This window comes from Defluviicoccus vanus (assembly GCF_014672695.1).
In the GTDB taxonomy this organism is placed as follows: Bacteria; Pseudomonadota; Alphaproteobacteria; order Rhodospirillales; family Defluviicoccaceae; genus Defluviicoccus; species Defluviicoccus vanus.
Genome location: NZ_CP053923.1, coordinates 674,477 through 697,809, shown reverse-complemented (window position 1 = coordinate 697,809; position 23,333 = coordinate 674,477). Strand labels below are relative to the sequence as shown.

The following is a 23,333-nucleotide window of genomic DNA, read 5'->3' as shown; positions in this document are numbered from 1 at the left end:
GAGTGGTGGGAGAAGATCCGAAGCAGAAAAGGGTCAATCCCAATGCCAGACAGGAAATCTTATTATTGTGTTTTTGGCTCGCCGTTTTTGTGGCGACGCCAGATTAGCTGTCTCTAGGCCGAGGCCTTACTTGGGCCAGTGGAGGGTCGTTCATGCCGCTACGCGCTTTCAATGAATATTTGACCATTTTTGGTACTGTGGTTGCGGTGAGTCCCGATGCTTTGTCGTTCTCGGTGAAGTGTCGCAGTGCCGACGTCTTTGAAGCGTTTTGCGGCCCCGAAACCTATTACGAGGTGATCGCAAACCTCGATGGTCTCGGCCGCGACCGCGTTGCCGATCCGGCCGGGGTGCGGTGGGAAGACGGCGATGTCCGCTTCAAATTGCTGAAGTATATGCAGGTTGGCCGTCAGGTCAGCGTCCAGGGCGTCTACCAGCAAAATGGCAGCGGTTCGCGCTACGAGGCGCGGGCTGTCAGGTTGATGCATTCCGATCCGCAGCGCTTCGTCTTCGAGGAGACGCACTGGTGGCTGGTGCAGACCTCGCAGTTGGCCGATCGCATCCTCGATCATCTCTTCGACGCCAAGCGCAGCTACACCATCGACGATTTTTCCCAGTTTTACCGGACGCAGTTGAACATCGTCGGCATGTCGGTGGATGAGAACATCCAGGAGTCGGCGGTTCTTTCTCGGCTGATCTATGACCTTTCATCGGCGTATCTGCTAACCGGCGCCGAGCGCTATTTCCTCGCCGCCAAGGCGGCAGTGGGCTATCTGCGCGAGGCCTTCCGCAGCGACAGTCACGACGGCGAATACTGCTTCTGGGCTTATGGGCGCCGCCGTAACCGCGAAGGCGAGCGTGGCGAAACGCTGATCATCCCTTCGATGAACGCCGACGATCAGGGCTCGATCCCGCTCTACGAGCAGATCTATGCCTTGGCTGGGCTCACCCAGTTCTACCGCATCACCCTCGACTGGGAGGTGCTGGACGACATTCGGCGGACGATCAACTCGTTCCAAGCCTTCTACCACGATCCTGCTGAGGCGACGAGCAAGGGCTTTGCCGGTACCGGCGGCTACTATTCGCACCTGGACGTGGTAACGATGCGCCCGGATTCGCCGACCCTCGGCGCCAACTGCGCGCGCAAGAACTGGAACTCGGTGGGCGACCATATCCCCGCCTACCTGATCAACCTGATCCTCACTCTCGACCCGCTGCCGCAGGCCGGTCCGGAACTGGCCGCAAGTCTGCAGGCGTTGCTGGAGCGTTGCTGGGGTATTCTCGAAGAGACCTCGACGATCATCGTCGAGAAGTTTCCCGATCCGCAGTCGGACTTCGTTAACGAGCGCTTTCATGCGGCCGACTGGAGTGCCGATCACAGCTTCCGCTGGCAGCAGAATCGCGCCGTCGTCGGCCACAATCTGAAGATCGCCTGGAACCTTACCCGCTGCGCTTTCTATTTTCGGACGCGGGCGAAGCAGTTCCAGACGGCTGGCAAGGTGGCCGAGGCGACGGCATATAGCCAGCGCGCCGATAAGTGTCTTGGCTTGGCGCGGCCGCTGGCGAAGCGGATGGCGGCGGTCGGCCTCGATCAGGTTCGTGGCGGCATCTACGACTGCGTTGAGCGGCAGCCGTCGGGCGGGATGCTGACGCAGTTCGCCTGGGCACCGACCAAGGACTTCTGGCAGCAGGAGCAGGGCATCCTCGCCTACCTGATCCTCTACGGGGCCACCCCCGACGATCCCGAGTTCCTGCAGCTGGCGCGTGAAAGCTCGGCCTTCTGGAACACCTTCTTTCTCGACCGCGAACGGCAGGGATTCTTCTTCCGGACCACCGAGAACGGTCTGCCGATCGTCGAGGGAGAATACGGACGCAAGGGCGGCCACGCCATTGGCTACCACGCCTTCGAGCTCGCCTATCTGGCGCACCTCTACACGCGTGCCTTCGTGACCGGCTCACCCGCTGCCGCGAGCGAAAGTAGCAGCGGTCTGGAGGGTGCGTTCGCCGGCCCGACGGGTGGGGGCGACGATGGTTTCTGCCTCTACTTCAAGGTGAATGCCGGCAGCGGCCAAGCCTCGATCAACGTCCTGCCCGACTTCATGCCGCCCGGAAAGCTGCAGATCGTCCGCGTTCGCGCCAACGGCGTCGATGTCACCAGTGCGATCCGGGCGCGGAAAGATAACCGTCTCGATGCCTTCCAGATCNCTCTCGATGGCCTGAGCGCCAACGCCGGCAGCGGTGAGACCGAGCTTGTGGTCGAATTCAAGGGATTGGTGGCCACCGCCTGAGCGCGGTGCGATCGGATTACTGGGAGACCGCCCGATGAGCGATACCTCTCTGGCTGGGAAGAAAGTGGCTGTCGTCCTTGAGAGCCAATTCATTCCTGGCGAGATCAAGATCTATCAGGAGCGTTTCGCCAGCTACGGCGCGACGGTTGATCTGGTCTCGCGCCTATGGGGCCAGCCGAAGCAGACCTTCTATTCAACCGTCGAAGTCATCGACGGCAAGCCCGTCCCGCCGACGCCCGAGTTCCTCGACGTCACCAATGACTTCGACCACATCAATGTCGATGATTACGCTGCCGTAGTCTTCGCCGCCAATTACACCAGCGTACGCCTCCGTTGGGCCGGCGATATGCCGATCAACGCCGGCAATGCTGCGGAGGTGGTGCGCAACACTCCGGCGGCGCGATTCTTCCGCCGGGCGATGGAAAACCCGAAGATCATCAAAGGGGCGCCCTGCCACGCGTTGTGGCTGCTGACGCCGTCGCCGGACATCCTCGCCGGCCGTAAGGTGATCTGCAATCAGGTGGTGCTCGCCGACGTCATTAATGCCGGTGCCATCTACACCCCTTGCCCGCCGGATACGCCGGCGGACAAGCAGGTGATCGTCGATCGCGACCTGGTCACCAACAACTCCTGGCACGCTTCGGAGGAACTGGTCGATCGCATTCGCGACCTAATTCTCAATCCGCCACCGGCGCTGTCCACCGAGCCGCCGCCGGCGGTGNCCGGTAACCCCGGCAAGCGCCGCATCCTGATCATGCTCTCGGAGTGGGGCTATTGGGGCGAGGAACTGGTCGGTCCGCTGGGCGAGTTCGACAAGGCCGGCTACGCGGTCGACTTTTGCACCCCCAATGGGCGGCGACCAAACGCTATCCCGGTCAGCATGGATCCCGACTTCTTCGATCCACCGCTGCAACGGCCGGTGACGACAGCGGCGATGGCGGCCAGGGTGCGCGAGATCGACGATCCGGCAACCGCTCAGGGCAAGCGCCTCGACAATCCGCTCAGCCTTGCCGCCTGGTTTCCCGATCGACCCTACTTCTCGTCGACGGCGTTCGTGCGTGGCCTGGAAGCCTATAACCGTCAACTCGTCAATGCCGAGCGTGGCATCGAAAAATACGATGCGCTGCTGATCGTTGGTGGTTCAGGGCCGATCGTCGACCTGTGCAACAATCAGCGGGTCCATGACCTGATCATGGCCTTTCACCGTGCCGGCAAGCTGATCGGCGCCGAGTGCTATGGCGTCACCTGTCTGGCGTTCGCCCGCGACATGAACCTGCGTCAGAGCCTGATCTGGGGCAAACACGTCACCGGCCATTGCCTTGAGTACGACTACAAGGATGGCACCGGGTTCGTCGCGCGTGGCCATTTCCTCGACTTCAACATGGGGCCGCCGCCTTACCCGCTGGAGTTCATCCTGCGTGATGCCACCGGACCCGATGGCGGCTACCACGGCAATTTCGGTCACCCCACCAGCGTGATCGTCGATTGGCCGTTCGTTACCGGTCGATCCACCCCTGACAGCATCCTCACCGGTCAGAAGATGATCGAGTGCCTGGATGGGGACCCGCCGTTGCGGCGCTGGGGCTGGTAGACGAAGCGATACACACACTCTCCCGGCGCTCCGGCGACGGGAAGGGCGGAATGGTAGTGGCGGAAGGAGACTGCGCCATGGCGACGGCGACCGGCCATCGGAAGCTGCTCGAACAGCTGCAGGCTGACGGGATCACGCATATCTTCGGCAACCCCGGATCGAGTGAGGAGGGGTTGCTCGACGAAATTTCACGCTTTCCGGCGATTCAGTACATTCTGGGTTTGCAGGAAGCGACCGTCATCCTGATGGCCAACGGCTACGCTCAGGCGACGCAGAAGCCGACGATCGTTCAGCTGCATTGCAGTGTCGGTCTCGGCAACGGCCTCGGCAGTTTGTTCCACGTCTTTCGCAAGCAGCGCTCGCCGCTGGTCGTCATTGCCGGCGAAGCTGGGGCGTCGTTCGATGCCCTCGATGCGCACATGGCGCTCGATCTCGTCACCTTTGCCAAGCCGGTGACCAAGTACGCGGCGCGGGCGATCGATCGGCATAGTCTGCTGCGGTTGCTGCGGCGCTGCATCAAGATAGCGGCGACACCGCCGGTGGGGCCGGTGTTCCTCAGCGTGCCGCAGGATGTGCTCGATCAGCTCAATGAAGAGCCGATCGTACCGACGGTCATTCCGCAGACGCGGNTGGTACCGGAGCCGGCGCTGCTGGCGGCGGCAACGGCGATGCTGGCGGGGGCGCAGAACCCGGTGATCCTGATGGGCGACGGAGTCGCGCATTCCGGCGCGCAGCAGGAACTAGCGTGGGTGGCTGAGGCGCTGGGCGCCGGCGTCTGGNGGGCGATGGCGTCGGAAATCAACCTGCCGTGGACGCATCCGCTCTACCGCGGGCTGACCGGCCACATGTTCGGCACCGCCAGCCGGCGCACCGTCGCCGACGCGGATGCGGTGCTGATCTGCGGCACCTACGTGTTTCCCGACGTCTTCCCGCTGCTGGAAAACCCGTTCCGGCCTGACGCCCGGGTGGTCCACATCGATCTCAACGCCTACGAGATCGCCAAGAACCATCCGATCAGTCTCGGCCTCGTCAGCGACCCGAAGCTGACCTTGCGGTTGTTGGCGGAGATGCTCACCGACCGGATGACCGNNCGGATGAGAAGGCCGCCGCCGCCGCCGCGTGCCCAGCGCCTCGCTGCCGCCAAGGTGGAGGCGACTGCTGCGGCGCTGGCGGCCGACGTGCCGCTGCAGCAGACGGTGCCGCTGCACATGGCGACGTTCGCCGCGGAATTGGCAAAGCAGTTGCCGGCGGACGCGATCATCTTCGATGAGGCGCTCACCCATACACCGGAGTTGACCCGCTATCTGGTGCCGACGACACCGGGGCAGTTCTTCCAGACGCCGGGCGGCACGCTGGGGGTGGCATTCCCCGGTGCCGTGGGCGTGAAGGTGGCCCACCCGGATCGCACCGTGATCGGCTTCGGTGGTGACGGCGGGGCGATGTACACGCTGCAGGCGTTGTGGACGGCCGCCCACTACCGCATCGGTGCCAAGTTCGTCGTCTGCAACAACCACAGTTACCGGCTGCTGAAGGACAACCTGGTTGCCTATTGGCGCGACCTGAACGTGAACCCGCCGGATTTTCCGCCGTCCTTCGATCTTCTCGATCCGGAGGTGGATTTCGTTTCCCTGGCGAAGGGCATGGGCGTGCCGGGGCTGCGGGTCACCACACCGGCGGAGGTGGCGCCGGCGATCCAGGCCATGCTCGCCCATGACGGGCCGTTCCTGATCGATCTCATCCTCGAACGTGACGTGCGTCGCGAGGGTGGTGGCGGCCACTGACGGGCGTGTTGGTTGCCGATTGTTGGACGTAGTCCGGCAATGGCAGGCAAGAGTAAAGCAGGAAAGGGGCAGTCTTGAACGAAGCAGAGATCCGGGCGTTTGCCGTCGATTGGTACCGGAAGCTTGACCTGCATGTGGATGTTGCCCAGTTGTTTCCCATGCTGGTGTCGTCCGGCCTTGAGTTTGCTTTGCCAGAGGGGGCCTTGACGACGCGCGAAGCCTTTGCCGCCTGGTACGCCGGCGGCAGCGTCGATAGCCGCGCGTTTCCGGGCGTCATCAACATCTTTTTCGATGAGGTGCACACGGTGACGCATGTGGACGTGAGTGGTCCGGCGGAACGGCGTCTCGTCAACGTTGTCGTCAACTGGCAGGCACGCCGCTGGTACCCGCCGGCGCCGCACAGCCAGTGGATCGGCTTCGATGCGTTCCAGCGTTGGGAGATGGTGGGCGATGCAACGACGGGAGGCCCCGTCATCGCCCGTTACGTGGTCGATGAGCTAAGGCCGATGCCGGGCTCGCCGCCCTTGTGAGCCGATGGCCCCTGGCCGGCCGACGAAGACATTTTTTGAGTCAAACAGTCGATGAGGAGAGGACCGATGAGCAACGGTACGAGTGCCCGCGAGGCTAATTTGGCCCTGGTTACCCGAATGTATGACTGTTTCAACCGGGACGACATGGACACGATCCGCCGCGAGATTTTTGCTCCCGGCTTGATCTGGAACCTGCCTGGTCACAACCCGGTTGCCGGGACCAAGAACGGCGCCGAGGAGGTGATCCAATTCTTCATGGCGCTTCGCCGCGCCAACATTCGCGTTACCCTCGATCCGGCGGCGGATCCGGCAACCGGTCTCGATACCTTCGGCGAGACGACGGTGGTCGAAGTGCACCGCGGCCAGGGCGAGGTCACCGTGAACGACGCCAGCGGCAATCCGGTGACGATGCGGCTGAATGCGCTCAACTGCACCCATTACCGGATCGAGAACGGCCGGATCGCCCGGGTTCAGGTCTACATCAGCGACCAGCACACCGTGGATCAGTTCTTCAACGCCGTCTACCAGTTGAAGCCCATTCCGGATCGCCTCGCCTAAGCACGACTCGCAGCAGAAAGGATCGCATCATGGCATTGATTACTCGCGAGCAGGTCGCAGCTGCCTACGCCGCCCTCGCCACCCTCGATCGTCCTCGCATGCTGGAGATGTGGCACGAGGACATGCGCTGGCTGGTGCCCGGTCACAATCCATTATCGGGGTGGAAGAACAACGTCGACGAATTCATGGGCTTCATGTCCGCCGTGGGCCGATTGTCCGACAACAGCTTCCGCATGGACACGGTGGTCGTCAACCTCACCGACGACAGTTCCGCCGACGTGACCCGCAACACCGGTCATCGTGCGGGTGATCTTAACCGCCAACTCGACATCGATGTCATTCACTGGATGCGCTGGCGCGACGGCAAGGTCTACGAGGCGCGCGGCGCCATCTTCGGCGACGGGACGGCGCAGTACGACGCCTTCTGGTCTTAACGATACGGGACGGGGGCGCAAGGCCGCCCCAAGGCAGGAGTGTAGGACGATGCCGCTAATCAGCGTCAAGATTATCAAGGATTTCTTCACCGAGGAGCAGAAGACGGCGCTGGTGAAAGATCTGACCGACGCCTTCTGTAAGTCGACGATCGAGGCGGCAAGACCCTACGTCTACGTGATGATCGAGGAGGTTCCGCAAGGGAAATGGGGTCTCGGCGGCCACCCGCTGCCGGACCCGGACTTCCTCATCAATGACTTGGTCCCGATGTTCGAAGATGCCGCCGATGCCTTTTCCAAAGCCTACGGTGTGCCGCGGCGACGTCCCCGCGGGCCGGACGCGGAACCGAAGAAAAGCTGACGTGGTTGCCTGCTGCTGACGGGTTTTGCATAATCAAGGAAGTGACCATGACGATGACCGTTCGTGAGGTAATCGACCGGTACTACGACTGCGTCAACCGCGGTGACTGGACCGGCTGGCTCGAATTGTTCTCCGACGATGTCGTCGGTGACGAGCAATTGGCGGGACATTTCGCTGGTATCGACGTACTGCGCGGCGCCGTTGGCGGGCTCACCAGCGGCTACTCGCGCTTCAACATGCTGCCGCAGCGCGTTCTCGTTGATGGCGACGCTGCGGTGGTGGTCTGGCGCTGCATTGCCGCCAATTCGCACAGCGTGCCTATTGCCTATCCCAATGATGCCGCACGGCTGGTGATTGGGGCCAACTACTTCCAGGTCCAGAACGGCAAGATCGTCTACATGCGGACGATCCACGACAGCCTGCCGTTCCAACCCTTCATTACCCAATCGGCAAGCTGAGGCAGCAGGGCAGGGGAATTGCCATGGATACGTTCGACTATGTCGTCGTGGGCGCCGGTTCGGCCGGCTGCGTCGTCGCCGCGCGGCTGAGCGAGGATGCCGACGTGACCGTGGCCGTCGTCGAGGCGGGCAGCCGGCAGCTTCCACCGCAGGTGGCAACCGATGTCGACATTCCGGGACACTGGGGGCTGGTTCAGCACACTGTCGTCGACTGGGAGCACGAGAGCATTCCGCAGGCGGCGCTGAATGGCCGGCGGGTGCAGGAGCCGCGGGGACGGATGCCGNGGGGCAGCAGCAATCTCTACGCGCTGATGCATATCCGTGGTCATCCGAGCGACTACGACAACTGGGCCTACAACGGCTGCCCCGGCTGGGCCTATGACGATGTGTTGCCCTACTTCAAGAAGCTGGAGGATCAGCCCGACGTCACCAGCCCGCTGGTCGGCCAAGGCGGGCCGCTCGCCGTCGTCAGCGCCTCGACCCTCAATCCCAGCCCGGCGTCGGCCGCCTTCATCGAGGCGTGCGTTGAGTTGGGCTATCCGCGAACCAGCGATTTCAACGGCCCGGGCATGCTGGGCACCGGCTGGCATCACGTCAATATCCGCGATGGCAAGCGCCACAGCATGGAAGCGGCCTACCTCTATCCGGCACTCGAGGCGCACAAGAACCTGACGCTCGTTGACGGTGGGCAGGTGACGCGGCTGCTGTTTCAGGGGCGCCGCTGCACCGGCGTCGAGTTCGTTCGCGGCGGTGAGCGGGTGCGAGTGGCCGCTCGTCATGAGGTGATCGTCTGCGGCGGTGCGATCGACTCGCCAAAGATCCTGCTGCTATCGGGCATCGGTGATGGCGAGCAGATGGCGCAATACGGCATTCCGGTCCTGCAGCACGCCCCGGGGGTCGGGGAGAATTTCCACAATCACGTCCTCGCGCCGGTGGTCTGCATCGCCAACCGGCAGCTGCCACAGCCGAACGCCAACCTCAGCGAGGCGGCGTGCTTTTATAAGTCCGAGCCGGGTTGGCCGGCGCCGGACATCCAGATGGCGTTCGTACCCTGGGATCCGCAGCAGGTCGGGCGGCCGGACGCGCCGAGCGTGATGATCATGTTGCCTGGGGTGGTCCGGCCGCTGGCGCGCGGCTGGGTACGCCTCGCCAGCGCCGATCCGCTCGCCAAGCCGCTGATCAACACCAACTACCTCGGTTGCGAGTCGGACCTCAGGCGGATGGCCGATGCGATCCGGATGGCACGCCGCATCTACGCGACCAAGGCGCTCGGTGCGTTTGTCCAGGCGGAGGTGGCGCCGGGGCCGGGCGTTGCCGACGAGCACGTGGAGGATTACGCCCGCGCCGCCGCGGACTCCTACCATCATCAGGCCGGTTCCTGCCGCATGGGCATGGACTCCCTCGCTGTGGTCGATCCACGGCTGCGGGTGCACGGCATCGAGGGGCTGCGGGTGGCCGATGCCAGCGTCATGCCTGCGGTGCCTTCCGGCAACTGCCATGCCGGCATCGTCATGGTCGGCGAGAAGTGCGCCGACATGATCAAGGCCGACCGGCGCGGTTAGGGTCGACGACAGGATCAAGGCCAGCTGGTGCGGCAAGGTCCACCGGCCGGCGGTCATCAAGGAGAAAACACCCCATGGGTGAGGTCCGCTTCCATCACGTCTCGCTCACCTGCCCCGATCCGTTGGCGGTGGAGCGCTACTACACCAAGTACTTCGGCTTCGTCCGGGCGCGAGTGATCCAGCTCGGTGCGTCGCAGATCGTCTTCATCCGCAATCGCGAAATGTATCTGGAGCTGTTTCAGGCGACCGAGGCTGCGCCGATTCCGCCGTCGACCAACGACGGCTATAACTGGCCCAGCGTGCGCAACTTCTCCTTCGTGGTGGACGACATCAACGCCAAGGTGGCGGAGATGGGCGCCGACGCGGTGGTTGCCTTCGGCCCGCTCGACTTCAAGGATTTCATCCCCGGCTGGAAGTCGGTGTGGCTGCGCGATCCGGGCGGTCACCTGATCCAGATCACCGAGGGCTTCAAGGACGATCCGTCCCCGCCGGCCCTTCCACCGGCATAAGCGCTAGCGGCGCGATGACCACAACCGTGGTTTGGATCAAGCGGCGAAAGGGTTAGCGATGGCGCTCATTCCTGTCCACTTTGAGTACCGCACCGGCTTGCGGCGGCAGTACATCCTCAATGCGCGCTTGAGCGGTAGCTGGAATGCCGCCGGTATGCGCGCGGACCAATGGTCATCGCTGCAGATGACGCCCTTTATTGCCGACGATGGCTGCCCGGCGTTTCGCGCCACGGTGCAACTGGACGACAGCCAGATCGGCACCACGTTCCAGTGGNGGGTCTCGGTCGACACGTCTGCCGCACCAAACCATTGGGGCATCCCCACCGAAAGTGGTGCCGCCACCGGCAGCGAACGCAATCGTATCTTTACCCTGCGCGCCGCGGCGCAGACTGAGCGTTACTACCTGACCCACTGCCGGCGGCTGGGCGCCAACAAGCTGGTCACCGACCCTCAGGCGCCGCCGGCGATCCGCTTTGCCGTCTGGGCGCCGAACGCACGGGCCGTCGACTTGGTGCGCGGCAATGTCGCCAGCGGCTATATCTACAATGATGGTCGCGGCGTCGTCGCCAGCATCCCGATGCAACGCGGCGACGACGACATCTGGTCCACCGACGTGACGGCGGATGCGGCGCTGCGGTCGTTCGCCACCTTCGATCACACTCCGTACATGTTTCGCATCACCCGCGATGACGGCTCCATCGCCTACCGCACCGATCTTTACTCGCGCTGCCAGATCGGCTCCGGCCGCAAGAATCCCGATGCTCCGGCAGCTGGCGATGCGCCTTGGGACGGCAGGGCGACCGATCTTGACGGTACCAAGAGCTGCTCGGTGGTAGTCGATCCGGAGCGGGTGGTTCGCCCCTTCCGCCAACTGGATGCCAACGGCAATCCGGTGTGGCCGGAAACCGACTGGATGAGCGACGACGATTTCTGGGCCAACGAGTTCGACGCGACGCGACCGCTGCCGACCCATCTGCAGGACTTGGTGATCTACGAACTGCACGTGGATGGTCTCGGCGTTGGCCGGCATCCGCGCGGCATGCTCGAAGACGCCATCGACCTGCTCGACTACCTGACCGACCTCGGCATCAACGCCGTCGAGCTGATGCCCTTCTCCGAATACGAGGGCTGGTCGAGCTGGGGCTACGGCACCTCGCATTATCTCGCAATCGAATACGCCGGCGGCGGCCGCGATCAGTTCAAGCACTTCGTCCGCGAGTGCCACCGCCGCGGTATCGCCGTGCTGATGGACGTGGTCTACAACCACTTCACTCACGACGGCGAACGGGCGGAGTGGGCCTACGATTCCACCGCGCCGGAACGCAACATCTACTACTGGTACGAGGGCAGGCCGTCTGACTACCCGGCCTATGAGGACGCGGCGCGACGCAACCCGCAACAGGCGGCTCCCGGTCACGGCGGCTACATCGACAACCTCTCCACCGGCTACGCGCCCCGTTATTGGGACGAGACGGTGCGCAAGATGTTCATCTCCAGCGCCGCGCAACTGATCAGCGAGTTTCACGTCGATGGCTTCCGCGTCGACCAGACCACCTCGATTCACTCCTATCCCGTTCTGCATGCCGACGGCCGGCCGGTGGAGAGTGCGCGGGCGTTCGGGGCGCGGTTCCTGCGCGAATGGACGCGCACCCTGCAACTGTTGAAGCCGGAGGTGTTCCTCATCGCCGAGGATCATTCCGGCTGGTCGGCGGTCACCCAGTCGAACGAGGCCGGCGGTCTCGGCTTCCAGGCGATCTGGTACGCCGAGTACTACCACCACCTGATCGGCGATGCGCAGAACGACCCCAGCCGGGCGCGGCTGCTGAAAAATGCCGGCTACGGCGATGGCCGGCCGCTGAATATCACCTGGTTCGGCGGCACCCTGGCCAATACTGCCGGCAAGGTGATTTACAACGAATCGCACGACGAGGCCGGCAACTCCTACTACGAGGAGGGCGGCCAGCGGGTCTACTCCGGCCGCACCATCGCTGTTGCTGTCAACAACGCCAGCCTGGACAATGCCCAGACCCGCCGCTACGCCGAGGCGCGCACTCACGTGGTTGCCGGGGTGACGTTGCTGGCTCCGGGCGTGCCCATGTTCTTCATGGGCGAGGAGGTGGGGGCGTCACTGCCGTATCGCTACAACGACTTCCTCAATTTCCGCGAAGACTTCCCGGCGCTGCGGCAGGGCGCCGGCGCGCGGATGTTCGCCTTTTATCACGACGTCCTGGCACTGCGCGCCGCCCGTCCGGCACTGCGTTCACCAAATATCGAGATCCTGCACGCGCATGATGCCAATCGGCTGCTGGCCTTTCGCCGCTCCGATCCCACCGGCGACTTCATCATCATCGCCACCTTGAGCAATTGGTCCTTCTCCACCGGCTACCAAATCCGCGACAGCCGCATTCCCGATGGCCAATGGGTGGAAGTGATCAACAGCGATGCCACGCGCTACGGCGGCGCCGGCTTGGTCAATGCGGCGCCGTTGTCGTCGNGTGGGGGAACAATTACAGCCATTGTACAGGCGAACTGTCTTATTGTGCTGCAGCGAAGATAAACAAATATGGTGCAAGAATAACAAAACATTTACTTGACATAAGGCCAAGTGCGCGTAATATTGATGTCGATATTCGGTAAATAATGCGCCGACGGGTGGCGGGAAAATATTTTCTGATGCCCGAACCGACAGAGAGGACGCAGCGACATGCCGATAATCGAAATTCGCTTTATCAAGGATGTTGTCGCGCCGACGCCGGAGCAAAAGCGGCAGCTTATCGAACGGCTGACCGAAGATTTCATTCAGATTTGTGGTGAGGTAACCAGGCCTTTTGTTTATTGCCTGATTTCCGAGACGCCGCAAATGGAGTGGGGCATTTCCGGCGTGCCGATGCCAGACCTCGCCTATCTCACCGGGGAGCGGCGGGCGAAAGAGATCGATAACGCCAACAGCCTGATGCAGCAGATGGCGGCGCAGGCGCAGATGAGGTCCTCGGGGGCGGCTCCGGTAGCGGAACATAGCGACCGTATTGGGATATTGGGGAGGACGGCCAATGTCGGTCCAGGATGACAACATCGCGGCCATTCGTCGCTGGCTGGAAGAGGGGTGGTCGAAGGGCAACCTCGCGGTGGCGGATGAGATGATCAGCAGCAGCTTTTCCGTTCACGGTGCTGGCGGGCAGGTCGTCCGTTCGGGCCCGGAGGGGGCGAAGCAACTGGTTGCAGCGTGGCGGGCGGCTTTTCCCGACGGCCGGATGACCGTCGACGACATCTTCGCCGAGGACGATAGGGTTGTCATCCGCATGACCTGGAGCGGCACCCATACCGGTGAATTTTATGGACGCGCTCCATCGGGGAAAAAGGTCAGCGTCAGCTCGATCGGCATCGACCGGCTGCTGAATGGCAAGGTCGTCGAAGGCTGGGGAGAACTCGACATGCTTGGCCTCTACCAGCAGATCGGCGCGTTGCCGCGGCCCGGCGTCGGGAACTCGGTCGCGGCGCCATAGCACCCCAATCTGAACGCCTGACCGGGGAGTGTGCCGGATGAGCGTCGAAGACAACAAGGTCCTGGTTCGCCGCTTCTATGATGAGGTGGTTAATGCGGACAACGTCGCGGTGATAGACCAACTGGTCGCTGACGATGTGGTCGGGCATTCCCCGGATGTGGGCGCCGGTATCGGCGGCACGCGCGCCGGCATTAACGCCTTTGTGGCTGAGCTCCTGACCATGCGGACGATGCTGTCGAACTTCCAGGTATCGGTGGAGCAAGTGCTGGGCGCTGGCGACAGAGTCGCGGTTCAAGGGATCTCCCGCGGCCGACACACCGGGGTGGTGCCGGGTATCGCGCCCACCGGCGCCGAGGTGACGATCACCTGGTCCGCCATCCACCGCATTGCCGATGGCAGAATTGTCGAACGTTGGCTGAACGNNCCGACGATCTCAGCAGCTTTCAACAGTTCGGGCTTATTCCTCGTCAGTGACCGACAGCGCGGAGCGCCCCTTGGCCACCAAGCGGTTGCGAAACAGGGAAGACAGCACATGACAACACCGGACGAAAACAAGGAAATCTACCGCCAATATATTGAGGAAGTCTGGAACCAGGGTCGTGCTGACGCATCACCCAAGTATCTTGCCGTCAATGCTGTTGCGCCAAGCGCACCAACCTTGCCGCCAGGTCCGGAGGGCATGCGGATCATCGTCGAGATGTTCCTCGCAGCTTTTCCAGACTTCCATATGACGCTTGAAGACATCATTGCCGAAGGCGACATCGTCGCCGCTCGCTTTACCGAGACCGGAACCCATCGTGGCGTTTTCATGGGGATACCTGCGACCAATCGACAGGTCCGCTTCACCGAGATGGCGATGGTGCGCTTTGCCGACGGTCTTATCGTTGAGAGCCGGTGGGAGACGGACATGGTCAGTCTCTTCCAGCAGCTCGGCGTCATGCCGGCTGGCGGGCCGGCCGCAACAACCAACACCCAACCAGCCTCAACCGCTAGTCCACAGGAGCAACGCGCCATGGCAAGCGATGTGATCGAGCAAAACCGGCAAATTGGTCAGCGGTTCGTCGATTTCCTGACCCGCGGCGGTGATCCGAGCACGTTGTTCAACCCGGATTTCACCTATTACGATGCGCAAGGGCAATCGCACGATATTGCCGGGGCGATGCAATTGATGCAGCCGATCCTCGTTGCCATTCCCGACCGGGCGATCCAGGTCGAGGAGGAAATCATCACCGAAACGCGTGTGGTATTGCGCTGGCGCCGATCCGGCACCTTCCAGAACGATGCCTGGGGGCTGCACGCCACCCACAACCGTTTCGCCGACGTGGGGTAACGATCCTCGGGATCGGCGCCAACAATCGCGTCTCGCAAATCTGGGAGTACGTGGACTTCCTCAATTTCTTCACCCAGATTGGCGCTATCCGCGAATACGTGGCGAACCTGCCGCAGGCCGCCGCGCCGGCCGCTGCTCCGGCCTAGGCAAAGCGCTGCATTGATCTGCGCGCTGGCGAGGAGATGGCCGTATGCGTCGCGACATACGTTTCCGAAGTGACGGGGTCGATCTTGCCGGATGGTTGTTTCTGCCGGACGCTAAGGCGGGCAGCGGCCCCTGGCCGGCGATCGTTCTCGCCAATGCGTTTTGCGCGGTGAAGGAGATCTACCTTGCCAACTACGCCGAGCGGTTCGCCGCCGCCGGGATGGCGGCTCTGGTGTTTGACTACCGCAACTTCGGCGAAAGCGGTGGCGAACCACGCCAGCAGTTGCTGACACACCAACAGTTGGATGACCTCCGTAATGCGGTCAGTTGGCTCCGCCGCCAGCCGGAAATCGACCGTGACCGGATCGGCGCCTGGGGCGCGTCTCTCGGTGGTGGCCACGCAATGCTTCTGGCCGCATTTGACAAGCGGGTTAAGGCGGTGGTGGCGATGATCCCGGCGATCAATCAATGGGCGAATTTTCTCACGGCAATGCCGCGCGAGGCGTTCTTCGGCTTTCTTGCAACACTCGGCCAGGACCGCGACGCCACCTATGGCACGGAGACGGTCAACTATCTGCCGCTGGTTGCTCCGCCGGGCCAAGGCGGACTGATGCCTGACGAAGCCTATGTCTTTTATACCCGGGTGCAGCAGTCGATCGCGCCGCGATGGGAAAATCGGATCAGCATCCGCTCGCTGGAGACGTTCGTTGCCTACGATCCCACCGGCCCGATCGATCTCATTTCACCCTCGCCGCTGCTGATGATCATTGCCGAGCAGGACCAGATCGTTCCCCAGGCGCTCGCACGCGCTGCCTTCGACCGCGCACTTGAGCCAAAGCGCTTTCTGGCTTTGCCCTGCTCGCACACCGCCGTTTATGACACCGAGCCATTCCTGTCGCAGGCGGCGGGTGCGGCGACCGATTGGTTCCGCACTCATCTGACGTCGCCTGAGGTCGCACAGACCCGTCCGGCCGCAGCAGGAGCCTGACGGACGCAGCAGTAGGTTTGATCCTGGAGCGAAGCAGGATCAAACCATTTTGCTGACGGTTGCAAATCGAAGTCAAACCAATCGCACGGGCTAACAGCATGCCGAACGGCACGATGATGCAGTACTTCCACTGGGATCTGCCCAACGACGGCAACCTGTGGGCGGAGATTGCCACCAACGCCGCGGTGCTCGGCCAAGCGGGCATCACCGCACTGTGGCTGCCACCACCCTACAAGGGGCGCAGTCAGGATGACGTCGGGTACGGCAGCTATGACCTGTGGGACATGGGCGAGTTCAACCAAAAGGGGACCGTACGCACCAAGTATGGCACCCGCGCCCAGTTGGAGGCGGCCATTGCCGCCGCTCATGCGTCCGGCATACAAATTTACATCGATACGGTGTTCAATCATAAGGGCGGCGCCGACGGCAGCGAGCGAACTATCGGCACCCCGGTGAACAGCGAAAACAGGAATGTCGATATCGGTCCGCCACGGGAAATCGAAGTCTGGACGTTTNTCAATTTCCCCGGTCGTGGCGGCCAGTACTCGCAGATGCAGTGGCACTGGCCTCACTTCGATTCTGCCGATTACGACCAAATAACCCGGCAGGCTGGAACCATTTACCGCCTCGGGACTAAGCAGTTCGAAACGGGTGTCTCTACCGAATTCGGCAACTACGATTTTCTTTTGTTCACCGATATTGATTCGACCAATGAAGATGTTCGGCAGGACCTGTTCGCCTGGGGACGCTGGCTGGTGCAGACCTTCAATATCGATGGCTTCCGCTTCGATGCGGCGAAGCACGTCCGCTACGGTCTATTCAGCGATTTTCTCGACTCGGTGCGGGGAGCCAATCCCGGACGCAATCTGTTCGCCGTCGGCGAGCACTTCACCGGCGATCCGGCGACGCTGAACTGGTGGCTTGACCAAACCGGGCGCCGGCTGTCGCTGTTCGATTTCCCGCTGATGTTCAATTTCCGCGCGGCGGCCGATAGCGGCGGCAATTTCAACATGGGCAATATCTTCAACAACACCCTGGTGCAGCGCAGCCCGGTGCAGGCGGTCACCTTCGTCGACAACCACGATACCTACCGCGAGCATCCGATCCAGGACTGGTTCAAGCCGCTGGCCTACGCGCTGATCCTGCTGCGTGGTGAAGGCTATCCCTGCCTGTTTTATCCCGACTACTACGGTGCACCCGGGCGGCAGTCGCACCGCACCGTACTCGACCAGTTGCTGGCGGTGCGTCGCGATCATGCCTATGGCGAGCAGCGGGATTACTTCGACGACGCCAACATCATCGGCTGGACGCGCCTCGGCGACGCCGAACATTCACGGGCGATCGCCGTGGTGCTGAGCAATAGTCGCGGTGGTAGCAAGACCATGTTCGTCAATCGCCCCGGCGCCCGGTTCCGCGATGCTCTCGGAAATGTACCGGACGTGATCACCGCCGGCGGCGACGGCAACGGCCAGTTTCGCTGCAACGGTGGCTCGGTTTCGGTCTGGGTGCAGGAGTCGGCCTGACCAAGGCGGCCCGGATCGCGGGTTACGCCAACGTAAATGGCACGAATAACCCATCATTGCTGAGGAGATCGGGGGATGGTCGATCTGGTCGTTCACTTCCNNAAGCGGCCGCAGGGATGGCGCGAGTCGGTCAATATTCACTACTGGGACACGGCGCCCGCGCCGGCCAGCACGACCTGGCCCGGGGTGGCGATGACGTCCGAAGCCAACGATTGGTACGTCTTCACCATCTCGGGGAATGAAGCGGCGAGCCTTGTCTTCAATGACGGCGCCGGCCGGCAGACGGGCAATCAGCGTCGCGAACGGCCGGGCTGGTTCTACACCAATAACACCTGGTACGACGAAAACCCGGAGCGCCCCGCGGTGCCGGTCATTCGTGCCACACCGCGCGGCGGCCTCTACAACGTCTCCCAACAGGTGACGCTGGAGGGCAGCAACACCGACGATGCGATTTATTATACGCTCGACGGGTCGCTGCCGACGCCTGCCTCGGCGCGCTATGCTGGCCCCGTTACTGTCGCCCAGACGGCAACACTGAGCGCCATCGGCGTCAATTCTGCCGGCGAAACCGGCCAAGTTCGGACGTTTTCCTTCACCATCGATCCGAACGCCGACCTGCAGAGGCCGGAGGTGACGGCCAACCGCCCGAACGGCACCTATGCTGAACCGTTCGATCTGGTGCTGACGATCACCGATAACCGGCCGGCGCCGGTGGCGACCTACTACACGACCGATGGCATCCCGCCGACCACCGCTTCGCCGACCTACTTGACGCAAGGGCTCGCGACTACCGGCCTCGTTGGTCTGCCGCTCCGGATTGACCGGCCGACTCAGGTGAACCTTTTGGTGATCGACGCCGCCGGCAACGAGACCCGCCGCAACTTCTACTACAACGTCGGGCCGATCGAACCGCTAGGCGATTTCCGGGAGGAGACGATCTATTTCGTCATCACCACCCGCTTTTACGACGGCGATCCTTCCAACAACTTCTTCTGTCGCGACCGCATCCGCTTCGATGCCGAGGGCAGCCCCATCGATCCACACTGGCGTGGCGATTTCCGCGGCCTGATCGACCGCCTCGATTACATCCGCGATCTCGGCTTCACCGCGCTATGGATCACCCCGCCGGTCGAGAACCGCTCCGGTCTCGATTACCACGGCTATCACCCCTACGACTGGACGCGCGTCGATCCGCGGCTGGAGAGCCCCGGCGCGACCTATCAGGACCTGATCAACGAGGCGCACGCGCGCGGCATCAAGATCGTCCAGGACGTGGTGATCAACCACTCCTCGCAGTACGGCATCCGCGACCAGGTGTGGATCGACCATTTGCCGATCAAGTACTACGTGCCGCAGGGCTCGCAACCGGGCCGGATCAATAACGGTCCCTACCAGGGCAGCCTCGGCAACTACCGCGCGCCGTTTCGCGAGGACAACGACAACCCGCTGGCTCCCGACTGGTATCGCGAGCGGGTCACCACCGATGCGGCGGGAACGGTGCCGCTTACCGATCCGACCACCGGTGAGTCGGTGCCGCGGCCGGGTTACAATCCGAACCGCTTCTTCGGCGTCGACGCCAACACCCTCGATCGCACCTGGTACCACCAGGAAGGCTTCATTGCCGGCGGCGACTGGGAGGCGCGGGCGGTGCAGACGAAGAGCATCGCCGGCGACTGCATCGATCTCAACACCGAGAATCAGACGGTCAAGGACTACCTGATCGGCGCCATCAACCGCTTCCTCGACATGGGCGTCGATGCCATCCGCCTCGATACGGTCAAGCACGTCGACCGCGACGTCTTGCTCGAATATGTCAACGCCTGGAAGGCGCACAAACCGGGGCTGTTCGTCTTCGGCGAGAACTTGGTCAAGGGGACCGGCTGGGGCGATCTGTTCGGCGACGACAACGCGCCGTCGTTCATCCGCCCCTGGTGGTACACCCGTCTCGGCCACGATACTCGCGACCCCAACTCTGGCGGCAACTCCGGGTTCTCCGTTCTCGACTTCGGCCTGTTCTCCACCTTCCGCGACAACCTCAGCCGCGGCAGCTTCGGCGGCATCGGCGGCGTGCTGTCGCGCGACTGGGTCTACGGCGATGCGACATCGCTGGTGACCTTCCTGCAAAACCATGACGTGGGGCCGGACAACGACTTCCGCTTCCGCTATCGCGGCGACCAGTGGATGGCGGCAGCCGCCTACAACATGCTGTGGACGATCCGCGGTGTCCCCTGCCTCTACCAGGGCGAGGAGATCGAATTCATGAAGGGGGCGCCGCAGGACATCATCGGCAACGACGACACCCTCGATACCACCGGCCGTGCCTACTTCGGCGATCACCTGAACGACGAGCGGCTCTCCGAGACGCAAAGCCATCCGCTCTATCAGCACATCCGCCGGCTCAACATGATCCGCCGGCGCATCCCGGCGCTGCAAAAGGCGCCGATGAGCCACGTCGGTGAATGGGGTGGCGGCATGAGCTTCGTCCGCGACCACAACAACGGCGAGAGCTATGCCGTTGTCGGCCTCGCTATCGGTTCCGACCAGACCATCACCGTCGGCGACGTTCGCAACGGCGTCTATCGCGACGCGGTCAGCGGTCGGGAGGTGACCGTCGGTAACGGCAGCATCAGCTTCTCGGTGCGCGGCAGTTCGGCCGGTATCTACGTCCTCAACGGTCCGGGCCGCATCGGCGAGGATGGCGTCTATCTGCGCTGAAGCGATCCTGTAGGCACCGGCGGCCGTGCTCAGCACTTGATGGCAATCAGCGGCTTGCCATCGCAGTGAGTGTCGTAATTGCGGCCGTACGCTTGGCAGGCGGATGTGCCTTCACCGTAGAGTGCCGGTCCAGGCGATGTATGCCGCGTAGGCGCGCGCACGTCCCGTCGTCATCGCCGCTCGCCTTCTTGCCGGGGTGGGTCTTTCAGGCTGGCGTCGCGTTGCAAGCGACTTATATGGACCAGCGAACCGGTTGCGAGCGCCATCATCGGCCTTGCACGGTGAAGGTCTGTATCGCGCCTGACCCGTTGGTAATACTGTAGCGTCTTACTTTGTAATTATGCAACATCATGATACGCTGTTTGTATTGCGTGGGGAAAAGCTGACGCGGCGAATGCTCCCTGAACGGGGCGTTGACAGATTGCCGCCTCTCGCGAGAAGGTGTCGCATTGTAGATGGGAGGCGCAACCATAGGCAGGGATGTCTGCGGCCGACGAACGCGCAACGGCGTATGACCGGAGCAGGCCTTGTGAATAAGAAAGATTTGACGGGATGACAGCAGCAGATGTACTGACGCGCCCGACCAACCGCCCCCTTGAGTCGACACCGACGATAAAGATTGGCTTCGAACGCGCACCAAGTCCCGACTGCCTCGCTTTGGTCGCTGCGGACGCATGGTCGTTGTTTGCCGAGCGGAACCTTGCCATTTCGCTTGTCCTCCTGCCGCTGCCGCGTACTGGCATTGCGGCGCTGACCGAGGGCGACTGCGAACTGGCTCTGATCGAGCCGTTGCAACTACTGGACCAGCCGGCAGCAGATCTGGAGACGCTCGGCGGCGTTGTCTGCGTCACCGGTGGCCTGATGATGCGCGAAGACCGGCTGCGCGCCCTCACCGAGGGTGACACCCTGCGGATCGCCGCCCCGGTCGCCGGAGCGGGGGTGACTGGTCTTTGTCGGCGCATCCTCCAGGGCTGGGCCGCACGCCAGGGGTTGGCTATCGCCGGTGAGACGATCCAGGTGGTGGCCGTCACCCTTAGCGGCGAGGATTGCCTTGCTGCCGGATACGATGGTGCTTGGTGGCCGCAGTCCGGTGCCGAAGGCGTCGCGACGCGCATCGCCGGTTCCTCCGTTCGACTGATTGCCGCCGAGGACGGTGGCGTACGTATGCTTCCAGGCCTCGAACTCGTCGCCAGGCGTGCCCGGACGGCAGAAGAGAGTGGCCGCCATGAGGCGGTGATTGCCGCGATCGATGCCGCGGCGAGCCGCTTGCTGCAGGAGCCGGACAGAGCGGTCGATCTATGGTTGCAGTATGCGCGCACCAGCGGTCCTGATGCCGAGCAAGTGGTGCGAGCCAGTCTGGCGCGGATGTGTTCGCCGCTTGACCCGCCGTCCGGACCGTTGGCGTGGACTGCGCGCCTTGGTCTGAACCGGCGCCGCGGACTTCGCCGGCCTTAAAGCTGGCGACGTGCCTGTAGCGCCGTCGCCAGGGTGGCGTCGTCCAGGTAATGCAGTTCGCCGCCGAGCGGGACACCATGGGCGATGCCGGAGACGCGCACGTCGCAGCCGGCGAGGCGTTCAGCGATGTAGAAGGCCGTGGTCTGGCCGTCGACGGTGAAGCTTACCGCCATGATCACTTCCCGCACCGTGGGCTCGCTGGCGCGCTCGACGAGCCGCGGAATGCGGAGCTCGTCGGGACCGATGCCGTCGAGGGCGGACAGCAGGCCGCCCAGCACATGGTAGTGGCCGCGGTAGGCGCCGCTACGTTCCAGCGCCCACAGGTCGCTCACGTCTTCGACGACGCAAATGCAGCTGCCGTCGCGGCGCGGGTCGCCGCAGATGCCGCAGGGGTCGGTGTCATCGAGGTTGCCGCACCGCTGGCAGTTACGCACGCTGGCATCGGCTCGCACCAGGGCCTGCAGCAGCGGCTGCAGCACGGTTTCGCGCCGCTTCAGCAGGTGCAGCACAGCTCGCCGTGCCGACCGTGGTCCCAGGCCGGGCAGCTTGGCGAAACTCTGGATCAGGCGTTCGATGTCGGACATTAACGCTGGGGTCCGGGACGCGAAGCTCAGGCTGCGACAGTGCCCGCTTGCTTCAGAAAGGGAGCTGGATGCCGGGNGGAAGCTGCAACCCGCCGGTCAGTTCCGCCATCCGCTCGGCCATCATTGCTTCCACCTTGCCCTTGGCATCGTTCGCGGCGGCAACGATCAGGTCTTCGAGCACTTCCACGTCGTTCGGATCGATCAGCGACGGATCGAGCTTGACCTTGCGAAGCTCGCCCTTGCCGTTCATCGTCATCTGCACCAGGCCGCCGCCGGAAGCGCCGGTCACTTCCGTCACAGCCATCTGCTCCTGCAGCTCGGCCATCTTTGCCTGGAACTTCTGCGCCTGTCTTNNCATCATCTGGCCGATATTCTTCATCGTTCCTCACTTGCCCAATTGGTGGTTGCGGTGGCGCATCGCGCCTGGCGGTCTATACCAAGTTTGTTTTGGCGTGTCATGGCGTTGCCGCCGAGGCCGACCGGGCCGATCTCCTACCTGCGCAGCACTCAGCGGCTGGCCCACGTCCGGTAGGGATGTTTTGCCAGGTTGGTGTTGAGATAGCGCGGATCGTCGGTTACCTCCTCGCCGGCCCAATCGGGACGCTCAAACACCTGATCCTCGCGGTCCAGTTCCACTTCCGCCACCACCAGCCCGGCGTTGTCGCCGGCAAACTCGTCCACAACCCATTCGAGGCCGCGGTAATCCAAGGTATACCGGGTTTTCTCGATGATCGGTCGCTGACAAAGCTGCGCCAGCAATTCTTCCGCATCGGCCAGAGGAATCGCATACTCGTATTCCAGCCGGCTGATGCCCGACTTCGCGCCTTTAACGGTCAGGAACGCCCGCTCGCCGGCAATCCGTACCCTGACGGCGACCTTGCTGTCGTCGCTGATATAGCCCTGCTTGAGGGCAGCCGCTGTGGCATCGCACCGCCACCTCTCCCCGTTGACGAGGAATTTCCGTTCTGTTTCCACCGCCATCGTGCGGGTGCCCCCTCTGTGGCTTCCGGCTTAGCTCGGTTCCC

At 63.1% G+C, this 23,333-nt stretch carries 20 protein-coding genes; 17 read left to right on the top strand and 3 right to left on the bottom strand.

Features of this window, described 5'->3' with window-relative positions; translation table 11 throughout:
• Positions 1-2,319: 2,319 nt before the first annotated feature.
• The 17 genes from HQ394_RS03135 to HQ394_RS03055 all read left to right on the top strand — a co-directional run bounded on the left by HQ394_RS03135 (position 2,320) and on the right by HQ394_RS03055 (position 21,724).
• Positions 2,320-3,876, top strand: coding sequence for a type 1 glutamine amidotransferase domain-containing protein (locus HQ394_RS03135; protein WP_190261991.1), 1,557 nt, complete (start codon positions 2,320-2,322; stop codon positions 3,874-3,876).
• Positions 3,877-3,926: 50 nt separating this feature from the next.
• Positions 3,927-5,657, top strand: a complete 1,731-nt coding sequence (locus HQ394_RS03130; protein ID WP_456151480.1) for a thiamine pyrophosphate-binding protein — start codon at positions 3,927-3,929, stop codon at positions 5,655-5,657.
• A gap of 74 nt (positions 5,658-5,731) precedes the next feature.
• Entirely contained in the window at positions 5,732-6,187 is a 456-nt protein-coding gene (locus HQ394_RS03125) for a hypothetical protein (protein WP_190261989.1), read from the top strand.
• Between the two features lie 66 nt (positions 6,188-6,253).
• Complete coding sequence (locus tag HQ394_RS03120) at positions 6,254-6,745, top strand: nuclear transport factor 2 family protein (RefSeq protein WP_190261988.1); 492 nt, start codon at positions 6,254-6,256, stop codon at positions 6,743-6,745.
• A gap of 29 nt (positions 6,746-6,774) precedes the next feature.
• Positions 6,775-7,179 (top strand): nuclear transport factor 2 family protein, encoded by a 405-nt coding sequence (locus HQ394_RS03115; protein WP_190261987.1) that lies wholly within the window; start codon positions 6,775-6,777, stop codon positions 7,177-7,179.
• A gap of 49 nt (positions 7,180-7,228) precedes the next feature.
• Complete coding sequence (locus HQ394_RS03110; protein ID WP_190261986.1) at positions 7,229-7,537, top strand: tautomerase family protein; 309 nt, start codon at positions 7,229-7,231, stop codon at positions 7,535-7,537.
• A 47-nt stretch (positions 7,538-7,584) separates the two neighbouring features.
• On the top strand, positions 7,585-7,995 hold the full coding sequence (locus HQ394_RS03105) for a nuclear transport factor 2 family protein (protein ID WP_223291811.1): 411 nt from the start codon (positions 7,585-7,587) through the stop codon (positions 7,993-7,995).
• Between the two features lie 23 nt (positions 7,996-8,018).
• Complete coding sequence (locus HQ394_RS03100; RefSeq protein WP_190261985.1) at positions 8,019-9,557, top strand: GMC family oxidoreductase; 1,539 nt, start codon at positions 8,019-8,021, stop codon at positions 9,555-9,557.
• 74 nt (positions 9,558-9,631) lie between these two features.
• Positions 9,632-10,066 (top strand): VOC family protein, encoded by a 435-nt coding sequence (locus HQ394_RS03095; protein WP_190261984.1) that lies wholly within the window; start codon positions 9,632-9,634, stop codon positions 10,064-10,066.
• 58 nt (positions 10,067-10,124) lie between these two features.
• Positions 10,125-12,623, top strand: a complete 2,499-nt coding sequence (locus HQ394_RS03090) for an alpha-amylase family glycosyl hydrolase (protein WP_190261983.1) — start codon at positions 10,125-10,127, stop codon at positions 12,621-12,623.
• A gap of 147 nt (positions 12,624-12,770) precedes the next feature.
• Entirely contained in the window at positions 12,771-13,133 is a 363-nt protein-coding gene (locus HQ394_RS03085) for a tautomerase family protein (protein WP_190261982.1), read from the top strand.
• Complete coding sequence (locus tag HQ394_RS03080) at positions 13,117-13,569, top strand: ester cyclase (protein WP_190261981.1); 453 nt, start codon at positions 13,117-13,119, stop codon at positions 13,567-13,569. The genes HQ394_RS03085 and HQ394_RS03080 overlap by 17 nt, the downstream gene beginning before the upstream one ends.
• A gap of 37 nt (positions 13,570-13,606) precedes the next feature.
• Positions 13,607-14,899 carry a nuclear transport factor 2 family protein gene (locus HQ394_RS03075; RefSeq protein ID WP_190261980.1) on the top strand — a complete coding sequence of 431 codons (1,293 nt, stop codon included), beginning with the start codon at positions 13,607-13,609 and terminating at the stop codon, positions 14,897-14,899.
• 190 nt (positions 14,900-15,089) lie between these two features.
• Positions 15,090-16,031, top strand: coding sequence for an alpha/beta hydrolase (locus HQ394_RS03070; RefSeq protein ID WP_190261979.1), 942 nt, complete (start codon positions 15,090-15,092; stop codon positions 16,029-16,031).
• Between the two features lie 98 nt (positions 16,032-16,129).
• Positions 16,130-17,554 carry an alpha-amylase gene (locus tag HQ394_RS03065; protein ID WP_190261978.1) on the top strand — a complete coding sequence of 475 codons (1,425 nt, stop codon included), beginning with the start codon at positions 16,130-16,132 and terminating at the stop codon, positions 17,552-17,554.
• Between the two features lie 75 nt (positions 17,555-17,629).
• Positions 17,630-20,269 carry an alpha-amylase family glycosyl hydrolase gene (locus tag HQ394_RS03060; protein ID WP_190261977.1) on the top strand — a complete coding sequence of 880 codons (2,640 nt, stop codon included), beginning with the start codon at positions 17,630-17,632 and terminating at the stop codon, positions 20,267-20,269.
• Positions 20,270-20,821: 552 nt separating this feature from the next.
• A complete protein-coding gene (locus tag HQ394_RS03055) occupies positions 20,822-21,724 on the top strand; it encodes an ABC transporter substrate-binding protein (RefSeq protein ID WP_190261976.1) in 903 nt (300 codons plus the stop codon).
• Here the strand turns inward: HQ394_RS03055 and recR are convergent.
• The 3 genes from recR to HQ394_RS03040 form a co-directional block, all read right to left on the bottom strand.
• Positions 21,721-22,308, bottom strand: coding sequence for a recombination mediator RecR (gene recR, locus HQ394_RS03050; protein ID WP_190261975.1), 588 nt, complete (start codon positions 22,306-22,308; stop codon positions 21,721-21,723). The genes HQ394_RS03055 and recR overlap by 4 nt on opposite strands.
• A gap of 52 nt (positions 22,309-22,360) precedes the next feature.
• A complete protein-coding gene (locus HQ394_RS03045; protein ID WP_190261974.1) occupies positions 22,361-22,687 on the bottom strand; it encodes a YbaB/EbfC family nucleoid-associated protein in 327 nt (108 codons plus the stop codon).
• 128 nt (positions 22,688-22,815) lie between these two features.
• Positions 22,816-23,289, bottom strand: a complete 474-nt coding sequence (locus HQ394_RS03040; protein ID WP_190261973.1) for a CYTH domain-containing protein — start codon at positions 23,287-23,289, stop codon at positions 22,816-22,818.
• Between the last annotated feature and the right edge of the window lie 44 nt (positions 23,290-23,333).

Coding starts and splice junctions, on each gene's coding strand:
- HQ394_RS03115 (WP_190261987.1), top strand. CDS start 6,775: ATGGCATTGATTACTCGCGAGCAGGTCGCAGCTGCCTACGCCGCCCTC.
- HQ394_RS03120 (WP_190261988.1), top strand. CDS start 6,254: ATGAGCAACGGTACGAGTGCCCGCGAGGCTAATTTGGCCCTGGTTACC.
- HQ394_RS03105 (WP_223291811.1), top strand. CDS start 7,585: ATGACGATGACCGTTCGTGAGGTAATCGACCGGTACTACGACTGCGTC.
- HQ394_RS03110 (WP_190261986.1), top strand. CDS start 7,229: ATGCCGCTAATCAGCGTCAAGATTATCAAGGATTTCTTCACCGAGGAG.
- HQ394_RS03080 (WP_190261981.1), top strand. CDS start 13,117: ATGTCGGTCCAGGATGACAACATCGCGGCCATTCGTCGCTGGCTGGAA.
- HQ394_RS03095 (WP_190261984.1), top strand. CDS start 9,632: ATGGGTGAGGTCCGCTTCCATCACGTCTCGCTCACCTGCCCCGATCCG.
- HQ394_RS03070 (WP_190261979.1), top strand. CDS start 15,090: ATGCGTCGCGACATACGTTTCCGAAGTGACGGGGTCGATCTTGCCGGA.
- recR (WP_190261975.1), bottom strand. CDS start 22,308: ATGTCCGACATCGAACGCCTGATCCAGAGTTTCGCCAAGCTGCCCGGC.
- HQ394_RS03040 (WP_190261973.1), bottom strand. CDS start 23,289: ATGGCGGTGGAAACAGAACGGAAATTCCTCGTCAACGGGGAGAGGTGG.
- HQ394_RS03055 (WP_190261976.1), top strand. CDS start 20,822: ATGACAGCAGCAGATGTACTGACGCGCCCGACCAACCGCCCCCTTGAG.
- HQ394_RS03085 (WP_190261982.1), top strand. CDS start 12,771: ATGCCGATAATCGAAATTCGCTTTATCAAGGATGTTGTCGCGCCGACG.